Source organism: Pseudomonas sp. BMW13 (assembly GCF_013357275.1).
GTDB lineage: Bacteria > Pseudomonadota > Gammaproteobacteria > Pseudomonadales > Pseudomonadaceae > Aquipseudomonas > Aquipseudomonas khazarica.
The window spans coordinates 147,259-157,587 of the sequence record NZ_SUKD01000003.1 but is presented as its reverse complement, the minus strand read 5'-3'; the positions used below and the strand labels follow the sequence as shown (position 1 = coordinate 157,587).

Genomic DNA, 10,329 nt, shown 5'->3' with positions numbered 1-10,329 from the left:
CACCGTGGGAGCGGCTTCAGCCGCGATGCTCTCTCGCAATCTTTCGCGGCTGAAGCCGCTCCTACAGAGATCGTTGCGAACCACAGGTGCGTAGCCCGGATGAAATCCGGGGAGCAGGCTGCCACGACAGTCCCGGATTGCATCCGGGCTACGGCGCTTCAGAGAACCGGCAACTGGCGGGTTACACCCGCCCTACGCATTCGTCGTATGCACCCGCCCTACACAGTCACCGTGGGAGCGGCTTCAGCCGCGATGCTCTCTCGCAGCCCTTCGCGGCTGAAGCCGCTCCTACAGAGATCGTTGCCAACCGCAGGTGCGTAGCCCGGATGAAATCCGGGGAACAGGCACCACGATGGCCCCGGATTGCATCCGGGCTACGGCGCCACCAAGCATCCAGATTTCTGGAATACCCACCCGCAAAAGTCCATAAACCTGGAATAAATCCATGAATATGGACACTCATTCACCAACATCCACCACACCCCTGCCTGCCACACCCGCCTGAAATCCCCCAGCCACAGGCCTTTGCGCCCTATCGACCAAAGTCTCACCCGAGACTGGCACGACTCTGGCTCTATAGCCGTCAAGGGCGCACTGCCGCACACGCGCCCGCTCATACAACGGCCCAGCCGCTAGAACAACAACAAAAGGAATCACCCATGGGTACCCTCGGTATTCTGCTGTCGCTCGCATTGTTGATGTACCTCGCCTATCGCGGCATCAACGTCCTCATCCTCGCCCCGCTCCTGGCCCTGCTGGCACTGCTGTTCGCTGGCGACATCGGCCTGCTGCTGCCCACCTACACCCAGGTGTTCATGAAGGCCATGGGCGGCTACGTGATCCAGTTCTTCCCGTTGTTCCTGCTGGGCGCCCTGTTCGGCAAGTTGATGGACGACTCCGGTTCGGCGCGCGCCATCGCCCACGGCATCGTCGCCAAGGTTGGCAGCGAGCGCGCCATCCTGGCCATTGTGCTGGCCTGCGGCATCCTCACCTACGGCGGCGTGTCGCTGTTCGTGGTGGCCTTCGCCGTGTACCCGATCGGCGCCGCGCTGTTCCGTGAAGCGGGCATTCCCAAGCGCCTGATCCCCGGTGCCATCGCCCTCGGCTCGTTCACCTTCACCATGACCGCGCTGCCCGGTACGCCGGCGATCCAGAACGCCATCCCCAATCCCTTCTTCGGTACCGACGCTTTCGCCGCGCCGGGACTGGGGGTGATTGCCGGGTTGATCATGTTCGGCCTCGGCACCTGGTGGCTCACCGCACAGTCGCGCAAGCTGATGGCGGCAGGCGAAGGCTACGGCGAACACCGTGACGATCCGGTCGTCGAGGAGCGCCGCGACATTCCCGGCTTCTGGCTGGCGCTGCTGCCGATCTTCGTGGTGATCGGCCTGAACTTCCTGATGGCCAAGCAGATTCTTCCGGCAGTGGACACCAGCTACCTGGCCAAACCGGAGTTCGGCGGTCTGCAGGACGCCAGGTCGCTGATCGGCATCTGGTCGATCATCGTCGCCCTCGGCGTGGCCATCGTGCTGCTCATCGGCCTGCACTGGAAGCGCTGGATGGACCTGAAGAAGAGCGTCAACGACGGCGCCTTCGGCTCCATGCTGCCGATCCTCAACACCGCCGCCGAGGTGGGCTACGGCACGGTGATCGCATCGCTGGCCGGCTTCGTCGTCATCCGTGATCTGGTGCTGGGCGTCTCGAGCAACCCACTGATCTCCGAAGCCGTGGCGGTGAACATCCTCGCCGGCATCACCGGCTCGGCGTCCGGCGGCATGTCCATCGCGCTGAAGACCCTCGGCGAGCAATACCTGACCCTGGCCACCGCCGCCGGCATCAGCCCCGAGCTGCTGCACCGCGTCGCCGCCATGGCCTCCGGCTGCATGGACACCCTGCCGCACAACGGCGCGGTGATCTCGCTGCTGGCGATCTGCAAGCTCACGCACCGCGAGTCGTACAAGTTCATCTTCGTCAACACCGTGGCCTTCCCGATGATGGCCCTGGCCGTGGTGATCACCCTGGGCACCCTGTTCGGCAGTTTCTGACGAGGCAGGTGAAGCCTGCACTCAGGCACGGAGGGTTGACGTACAGCGGTACGCAGCCCTCCCCGCCTGGGCGCAGGCAGCTCCCCGTAGCGCAATGTGTTCAATCGTTTTTCGAGTACCCGCCATGAGCAAGATCATGACCGCCGCCGCCGCCGTGGCGCGCATCCCGGACAACGCCAACCTGGCCACCGGTGGTTTCGTCGGCATCGGCTTCGCCGAGCAGATCGCCATCGCCCTGGAGCAGCGCTTTCTCGCCGAGCAGGCGCCACGCGACCTGACCCTGGTGTACGCCGCCGGGCAAGGCGACGGCAAGGGTCGCGGCCTCAACCACCTGGCCCACGAGGGCCTGGTGCGCCGTGTGATCGGTGGCCACTGGGGCCTGGTGCCGGGGCTGCAGAAGCTGGCCGTGGACAACCGCATCGAGGCCTACAACCTGCCGCAGGGGGTGATCTCCCAGCTGTTCCGCGACATCGCCGCCGGCAAGCCGGGGCAGCTGTCCCGTGTTGGCCTGGGCACCTACGTCGACCCGCGGCATGGTGGCGGCAAGCTCAACGCGCGCACCACCACCGACCTGGTGCGGCTGATGCCCATCGACGGCGAGGACTACCTGTTCTACCCCAGCTTTCCGGTGCATGTCGGCGTGGTCCGCGCCACCAGTGCCGATGCCGACGGCAACCTCAGCTTCGAGCGCGAGGCGCTGACCATCGAGAGCCTGGCCATCGCCATGGCCGCGCGCAACAGCGGTGGCCTGGTCATCGCCCAGGTCGAGCGCGTGGTCGAACGTGGTTCGCTCAACCCGCGCCAGGTGAAGATTCCCGGCATCCTGGTGGACTGCGTGGTGGTGGCCGAACCCGCCAACCACCAGCAGACGTTCGCCACCGCCTACAACCCGGCCTTCGCCGCAGAAACCCGGGTACCGGTGAACAGCCTGGCGCCCATGCCGCTGGACGTGCGCAAGCTGATCGCCCGCCGTGCGGCGCTGGAGCTGCAGGCCGGGGCGGTGGTCAATCTCGGCATCGGCATGCCCGAGGGTGTCGCCGCGGTGGCCGCCGAAGAAGGTGTGATCGAACGCCTGACGCTCACCGCCGAACCCGGCGTGATCGGTGGCGTGCCGGCCTCGGGCCTGGACTTCGGCGCCGCCAGCAACCACAGCGCGCTGCTCGACCAGCCCTACCAGTTCGACTTCTACGACGGCGGCGGCCTGGACATCGCCTTCCTCGGCCTGGCCCAGGCCGACGCGGCGGGCAACCTCAACGTGTCCAAGTTCGGTTCGCGCCTGGCCGGTGCCGGTGGCTTCATCAACATCAGCCAGAACGCCAAGCAGGTGGTGTTCGTCGGCACCTTCAGCGCCGGCAAACAGGACATCCGCATCGAGGATGGCCAGCTGCGCATCGTCGAGGATGGCGACGTGCGCAAGTTCGTCGGCGAAGTGGAACACCGCACCTTCGCCGGCCAGCTGGCTGCCGAACGTGGCCAGCCGGTGCTCTACGTCACCGAGCGCTGCGTGCTGCGCCTGACCCGTGCGGGCCTGGAACTGATCGAGGTGGCACCGGGCGTGGACATCGATCGCGACATCCTCGCGCGCATGGACTTCACCCCCATCGTGAACCAGCCCAGGCTGATGGATGCACGACTGTTCAGGCCCGAGCCCCTCGGGCTGGCCCACTCACTGGGCACTCTTTGAGCGTGAACTTGCGGGCCTGAACGGGCCCGTTTTTTTGCCCGGAGCTCACTGGGCGATCGCCATTGGCAACCCGAGTCACGCTGTTGAGACGTCGCGATTGCATGCTCGACTGCCCACTGGCATGGTTGCGCCTCCCTCATGAACAAGGAACGTTTCCAATGAGCCTGCCCGCCCCCACTCCGCTCGTATTTTGCACCAACCCTCTCGAAGACGATCTGCCATTCAAGGCCTGGGCCGATCTGTCGCTGGAGATCGACGGTCAGCCCGAGGACAACGAAAACCTGCTGAACCTGGCCGGTTATCTCGTTCGCCAGGCACTGGCCGACCAGCACCCTGAACGCATCAAGCATCCACGTGACATCGATTCAGTGCTCTATGGCTTACGGGCCCACGTGCAACTGCATTCCGGTGGCAGCTTGGATTTGGGCGAAAGAAATCCGGATGCTGAAGTAAAGGCGCATCAGGTAACGCCGGGCCTGATCATCGGCAAGCTGCTTATCGCGGCCAACGAACCTGGCTGCGTCGGGCTCGAGGAATTGCATGAACGCCTTAACCCCGTCAATGCGGCGGGCAACCTTCTGAGCAAACTGCAGGCGTCGAATCTGCCGCCCACGAGTCTGATCTGCGCACTACTGCCGGGTATGACCATCACCCTGACCCCCGCCTTTTCCGACAGTCAGACCCTGACGTACCCGAGCCATCTGGAGATCCATCAGGAACAGCTCAAGCAGGCAGAACTGGCTGGCCTGCCGCAGGAACGCTGTGAAATCGTCCTAGACGGCGAGTGCCTGGATGATACCCAACCGGCCTACGGCATCGCCTACGAGCTCCTCTCGCTCCTGTTGCTCCTGCTTCGCCAACGAGCACACGAAAGCGAGCAGCCCGATCTATCCAAGCGCCAGCAGGAATGGGAGCGGGTGCGCCTGGTCATCGGCAGCGACCTGCACTATGACGCGAATTACGTGCTCGATCCCAAGACATACAAGCCAGCCTATGGGCACCCCGTACGCTGCCTGAAGCTGTCGGGCACACAACGACTGATGCTGCCAGCCAATCTCGACCTACCCGCTCTTGAGCAGATATGGGACGCACTGGTGCACGAATCGATGCACGTCGAGTGGCAGCGACTTCTGGCGAGCAAGGAGATCGAAGACCAGGCCGTGATGATCACCCTAGAGGTGGGCTGCAAGCTGGAGATACTCGCCAGAGACGCCAACCAGCAACTGCATGTTCTGGAGAGCTACCGCGACAACGAATTGCTACCCGCGAGCGTTGAGCAGACAACAGAAGAAATCACTACGGCCCCCGTTCTGGAAGCCGCGCCGGATTCCGTGCAAGCGCAGCCATTGGTGACTGATGCGGCAAAGGTCGAACAACAGGTAACACCCGCTGTTGGCGAGCGAAAGCGTCCGCGCCAGTCCGGCAGCTACGGCCCTCTGGCACTGGCCGCCGTGGTCGTTGCAACGCTGGCAGCGATTCTGATCAGAGGCTGAGTGCAACACAGCCAGCCTGACATTCGTCGAGGGTGGCTGCTGGCGCCCTGTTGCGCCACTACGGCGAGTGCTCCCTCACGCACTCGGCACCGCCTGAAACATCCGGGGTCTATAGTGGTGATTCCTTCCTCACCACGCCTTCTGGAGTACACATGAGCAAGACTTACAACGTCGCCGTGCTGGTCGGTAGCCTGCGCAAGGCCTCCATCAACCGCAAACTGGCCCTGGCCCTGGCCGACCTGGCACCCGCCTCGCTGAACCTGGAGATCGTCGAGATCGGCGACCTGCCGCTGTATAACGAAGACGCCGATGGCGACAGCGCACCCGCTACCTACGCGCCTTTTCGCAGCAAGCTGAAGGCAGCCGACGCGGTGCTGTTCGTCACCCCCGAGTACAACCGCTCGATCCCCGGTGCGATGAAAAACGCCATCGATGTCGGTTCGCGCCCCTACGGCCAGAGCAGTTTCAGCGGCAAGCCCGGCGCCGTGCTCAGCGCCTCGCCCGGTGCCATTGGCGGCTTCGGCGCCAACCATCATCTGCGCCAGTGCCTGGTGTTCCTCGACGTCCATGTGCTGCAGCAGCCGGAGGCCTACCTTGGTGGCGCCGGCAGCTTCTTCGATGACAACGGCAACCTCAGCGACGGCATCAAGCCGTTCCTGCAGAAGTTCATCGACGCCTACGCGGCCTGGGTGACCAAGCAGCTCGCTTGAGCCAGAATCAGGCACTGCGCAGCAAAAGCCAACGAGCAGTGCCTGAATCATCCCGAATGGCCCAGGCAGGCATATTTCACCCAGCGAATGACGTGATATGGAAATCCATTTTGAACTAACCCATGAGGACGTTCAGACACTGATCGACGAGACCGTCGATGTTCGAGTGAAACGCAACGACACAGACTTCACTGCACTAGCCGACTGGCAAGGACGTTACCTGTCCAAGCTGCTCATCGGCCTGAGCCTGACTGGCGCAGCACTGTCACCCTGGCTGCTTTATGGCCGCTATAAGGTAGAGAGCATCATTGCTCTGGTGCTTGTATTACCATTGGCGCTCATCTTCCTGCGGCGCTACAGCACAGGCCTGGTAGCTTTCTGCCAAAAAAGAAGCCAGCCATGGGAGCAGCGTACCCGTCGGCACAGCCATGCCTCCCTGAGCGCCAGCATGCGCAAACGGATGGAACATGCTCGTACCACGCTGTCAGGCGTGCATACCTGGCACATCACTCCCGACACGCTGAAGATCGTGTTACCCAACGGCCAACAGAGCGTGATCCCCAGACGTTCTCTCGTTCACTTAAACCAGACACCCAGCTTTTATCGCCTGGCCACTCGGGCGCAAAAGCTGATGGGCATTGCCTATGTGCTGCCCAAGCAAAGTCGCGTGATGGATACCAGCGACTATGAGCAAGGAGTTGCCGTTCTTCTGGAGCGCTGCATGCCAGATGCAGACAAGGATAGAAAAACGCCCCGGCGGTAGAACGGGGCGTCGCGACAGACTCGCAAAAGGGTGTTCAGGTCATGTGGGCATGAGCACCCGAGAGATAATCGAGCACGCGAAACAGCGTGGCGTTGGCCGAGGCGGCGTGTGGCGCGCCGTCACGAATGGCGGCGATGTCCTGTGTACTGGAGCGCCCCGGTTCGGCTGCGTCCTGCTGCAGGCGCTCGTCCAGGCTGGCGCCGTCGCACTCCAGCTGACACAGCAAACCGATGGCCCGCTCCTGCCAGACGAAGCCCTGCAGCTCGGCGACGGGCGAGCCGTACAAGGCGATGGCGCCGTGCGGCAGGCTGCAGGTCTCGCGCTGCCAGTGCAGCGCCAGCAAACGCGGCGGCAGCATGCGCCCGAGCGGTGACTGGCGTGACGACGCACATTTCTCCAGCTGCCACCAGCCGACCTGCACGTCCGTATCGGCATGCTGGATACGTGCGCCCAGCGCTTCGGCCAACAACAGGGCACCCAAGCCGCTGCCGAAGACCCGCTTGCGCGCCAGCAAGGCACGGTGGATCAGGCGCTTCTCGGCGGACATCCACAGGTGATGGCGCTCGTCGTGCACGCTCAGCGCACCGTCGAGCAGCATCAGCAGGTCGAACTCATCCAGCCCCGGCAGCGGGGCGCCAGCGTACAGCCGGTGCCAGCTGACCTGGTGCCCGTCCAGCCAGCGGTCCAGCGCCGCAGGGCCGGCACTGGGCGTGTGTTGCAGCAGCGCGATACGCATCAGGCGACCTCCTCACAGCGCTGTTCGACTCGTCGCAATGCCCGGCCCAGACGCCGGAGCATTTCCTCGACATTGCCATGGCTCACCGTCAGCGCCGGCGACAGGCGCAGGCACTCGTCGCCCGCCATCCCCAGCAGCAGCCCCTGCTCCCGGGCCGCCCGCTGCACGACGCGCGCACGCTGTCCGATCAATGGCAGGCCGAGCATCAGCCCGTGCCCCCGCAGCGGCCCATGAGCATGACGCCGCGCCAGATGGGCCAGCCCCTCGCGCAGGTGTTCGGCCACCTCACGTGTCTGCGCGAAGAAGCTGCCGTCGAGCACGGCACCCAGCACCGCGACACCGGCCACCGTCAGCAATGCCTCGCCTGGACAGGCCTGCGGCAGTGCATCGGCAGCCGCGTTGGCGATCCGCCCCCGCGCCAGCACGGCCGCCAGCGGCAGGCCGCCCGCCAGGGCACTGCCCAGCGTGAATAGGTCGGCGCGCACGCCGTACAGCTCCTCGGCCAGCAGTGCGCCACAACGTCCCATACCACTGCTGCTTTCATCGAGGATCAGTACGGCGCCCTGCTCGCGGCATAGCCGCTGCGCGCCTTGCAGGTATTCCAGTGTCGCCGGCACCACGCCCCTGGCGAGCTGCAGCGGCTCGATCAGCACCGCGGCGCAGCGCAGGTCGACCACCGCCGCCAGGGCCTCGAGGTCATTGAAGGGGACGCGCAGCACACGCGTCGCCCCGAGTTGCGCAGGCAGCTCGACGTGGCTGCCGTCGAGCACTACCAGGGTGTCGGCGGCGGGGTTCTGTTCCGCCGCCCATTGCAGTGCCAGGCGCACCGCCAGCCCGTTGGCTTCGACCGGGCCGCTGCAGAACGCCACGCGTTCGCTGCCGGTCGCCTCGCACAGGCGCGCCGCCAGCTTGAGCTGACCACGGCTGCAGTACTGGCGACCGGGGCTGACCAGCAACTCGGCCTGCCGCCGCAGTGCATCGAGCAGCAACGTCGGGCTGTGCCCCAGGCTGTTGCCGCCCATGCCCTGCTCGAAATCCAGATAGGCCCTGCCTTCGGCATCCCACAGCCAGGAACCCTGGCCGCGCACGAACACCGGCGCGGCACGTTCACCCATCAACTGCAGGCGCGCCATGCTGTCACGCATAACGACGTCCCCCCTCGGCCACCACACCCTCCAGCGGCACACCCTGCAGGCGTGCCGACCAGTCCTCCAGGCGCCCGCTGCGCAGGCGCTGCGCCGCGATCTCGCGCCAGCGTGCGGAGAGCGCCGGGCACAGCTGCAGCTGCTGCAGGCCGGCGCGCTCCATGGGGAAGTGGTAGAAATGCTGCAGCGCCTGCGCCACGCTGAGGCTCGGGTAGCTGCGCTGGACCAGTTCGAAGGGCATCTCGGCACTGACGAACCCTGGCCTGAGCACGCGGTAGAACCAGCCGCAGCGGCCACTGTCCTGTACCGCCCTGGCCAGTTCCGGGTTGGCTCCCGGGCGGTTGAGGCGATAGCAGGGCGAACGCGGCTGGCTCACCTGCAACAGCACGTCCCCCCAGCGGAAGATATCGCCGATACACACCTGCTCCTCGCTCAGCCCACGGCTGGAAAGGTTTTCCCCGAAACTCGACAGCGGCCACTGCAGCTCGGGGTGATGCGAGCGCCAGTAGGCATAGTGCTCGCTCGGCAAGTGGTGCAAGGCGCGCTCCGGCCCGCCATGGAAGCGTGCGTCGCCCTGTTCGTCCTGACCCAGCCCCTGGGGCCACAGCCACAGACGGTGCTCAGCCCGCTGCTTGCAGCGCGCGGCACTGAGACCACCGCCAATATCTTCGGCTTTACCTATGAATACACCCAGGATCTCGACCTGCTTCACCGACCGCTCCGGCCTTATCGGCTGTTGATCATGCGGCTAGACTAGGGAGCATCGGGCCATTTTGACATTTCGATTTCCCTGCTTGATTCATAATCAGAACTTATGGATTTTCGCCAACTCCGCTATTTCGTCGCGCTCTATGAGGAAGGTCACGTCGGCCGTGCCGCCGAGCGCCTGAGCATTTCTCAACCGGCGCTGTCGCAGCAGATCCGCCAGTTGGAGGGCGATCTGGATGTCGGCCTGTTCCAGCGCAATGGCCGGCGCCTGCTGCCGACGCTCGCCGCGCATACGCTGTACAACCACGCGGTGCCGCTGCTGGACGGCATGGAGCGGGCCCGCGAGGCGCTGCGCAGCTTTCGTGGGCCGGGGCCGCGCAGCCTGTCCATCGGCGTGTTGCAGACGGTCAATGCCAGCCTGGTGCCGCTGCTGCTGGAGCGCCTGCAGCAGGCGCAGCCACAGCTGGTGGTGAAGCTCTTCGAGCTGTCCGGGGTGGACATCGAGCGGCGCCTGCTCAGCGGCGGTCTGGACATCGGTATCGGCTTCCTGCCGCCGCGCCAGCCGGGCCTGCACAGCCTGGCGCTGTACGAGGACGAACTGCAGCTGGTGGTGCAGGACGATCATCCGCTGCGCGACTTCCGCAAGGTTTCGCTGAGCCAGGCGGCGGAACTGCCGATGCTGCTGCTCGGTGAAGAGTTTCGCGTACGCCAGATCTGGCAGGAACAGCTCGCCCTGCTCGGTCGCCGTCCCCAGGTGCAGGCCGAGCTGAACCATATGAACGGCATCCTCGACAGCCTGCCGCACACCACGCTGGCCAGCGTGCTGCCAGGTCGCGCGCGGCAGATGCACGCCCATCACGGGCTGCTCTGGAAGCCCCTCAGCGAGCCGCGCATTCCCCTGCAGGTGGGCCTGGTCTACCGCGACGCGCAGCGCCAGCAGGCGATGATCGACCTGCTGCGCAGCGCACTGGACGGCGCCTGGGAAACACCCTGACCCATGGGTGATTGCCGATATGCCTTCACCCACGGCCTGAATGACACTCGC

Annotated in this window: 9 protein-coding genes; 6 read left to right on the top strand and 3 right to left on the bottom strand. The window is 65.1% G+C overall.

What is annotated here, in order from left to right; genetic code table 11:
• The first annotated feature begins 659 nt into the window (after window positions 1-659).
• The 5 genes from E4487_RS03695 to E4487_RS03675 all read left to right on the top strand — a co-directional run bounded on the left by E4487_RS03695 (window position 660) and on the right by E4487_RS03675 (window position 6,695).
• The gene (locus E4487_RS03695) at window positions 660-2,045 is read left to right on the top strand and encodes a GntP family permease (RefSeq protein WP_037056042.1); all 1,386 of its coding nucleotides are present in this window, start codon (window positions 660-662) and stop codon (window positions 2,043-2,045) included.
• A 124-nt stretch (window positions 2,046-2,169) separates the two neighbouring features.
• Window positions 2,170-3,729: an acyl CoA:acetate/3-ketoacid CoA transferase gene (locus E4487_RS03690; RefSeq protein WP_175252737.1), complete on the top strand. Its 1,560-nt coding sequence runs from the start codon at window positions 2,170-2,172 to the stop codon at window positions 3,727-3,729.
• A gap of 158 nt (window positions 3,730-3,887) precedes the next feature.
• Window positions 3,888-5,222 carry a hypothetical protein gene (locus E4487_RS03685; protein ID WP_175252736.1) on the top strand — a complete coding sequence of 445 codons (1,335 nt, stop codon included), beginning with the start codon at window positions 3,888-3,890 and terminating at the stop codon, window positions 5,220-5,222.
• A 152-nt stretch (window positions 5,223-5,374) separates the two neighbouring features.
• Complete coding sequence (locus E4487_RS03680) at window positions 5,375-5,932, top strand: NADPH-dependent FMN reductase (protein ID WP_037056045.1); 558 nt, start codon at window positions 5,375-5,377, stop codon at window positions 5,930-5,932.
• Window positions 5,933-6,029: 97 nt separating this feature from the next.
• Entirely contained in the window at window positions 6,030-6,695 is a 666-nt protein-coding gene (locus tag E4487_RS03675) for a hypothetical protein (RefSeq protein ID WP_037056046.1), read from the top strand.
• A 34-nt stretch (window positions 6,696-6,729) separates the two neighbouring features.
• On the opposite strand, the gene E4487_RS03670 is transcribed toward E4487_RS03675, so the two are convergent.
• The 3 genes from E4487_RS03670 to E4487_RS03660 are packed head-to-tail and all read right to left on the bottom strand — an operon-like array spanning window position 6,730 to window position 9,288.
• The gene (locus E4487_RS03670; RefSeq protein WP_175252735.1) at window positions 6,730-7,431 is read right to left on the bottom strand and encodes a type 1 glutamine amidotransferase; all 702 of its coding nucleotides are present in this window, start codon (window positions 7,429-7,431) and stop codon (window positions 6,730-6,732) included.
• Window positions 7,431-8,576 carry an aspartate aminotransferase family protein gene (locus E4487_RS03665; RefSeq protein ID WP_150606815.1) on the bottom strand — a complete coding sequence of 382 codons (1,146 nt, stop codon included), beginning with the start codon at window positions 8,574-8,576 and terminating at the stop codon, window positions 7,431-7,433. The genes E4487_RS03670 and E4487_RS03665 overlap by 1 nt, the downstream gene beginning before the upstream one ends.
• Window positions 8,569-9,288, bottom strand: a complete 720-nt coding sequence (locus E4487_RS03660) for an MOSC domain-containing protein (protein WP_134676467.1) — start codon at window positions 9,286-9,288, stop codon at window positions 8,569-8,571. The genes E4487_RS03665 and E4487_RS03660 overlap by 8 nt, the downstream gene beginning before the upstream one ends.
• 102 nt (window positions 9,289-9,390) lie before the next feature.
• Between E4487_RS03660 and E4487_RS03655 the strand changes: the two genes are divergently transcribed.
• Entirely contained in the window at window positions 9,391-10,278 is an 888-nt protein-coding gene (locus E4487_RS03655) for a LysR family transcriptional regulator (RefSeq protein ID WP_037056049.1), read from the top strand.
• Window positions 10,279-10,329 lie beyond the last annotated feature (51 nt).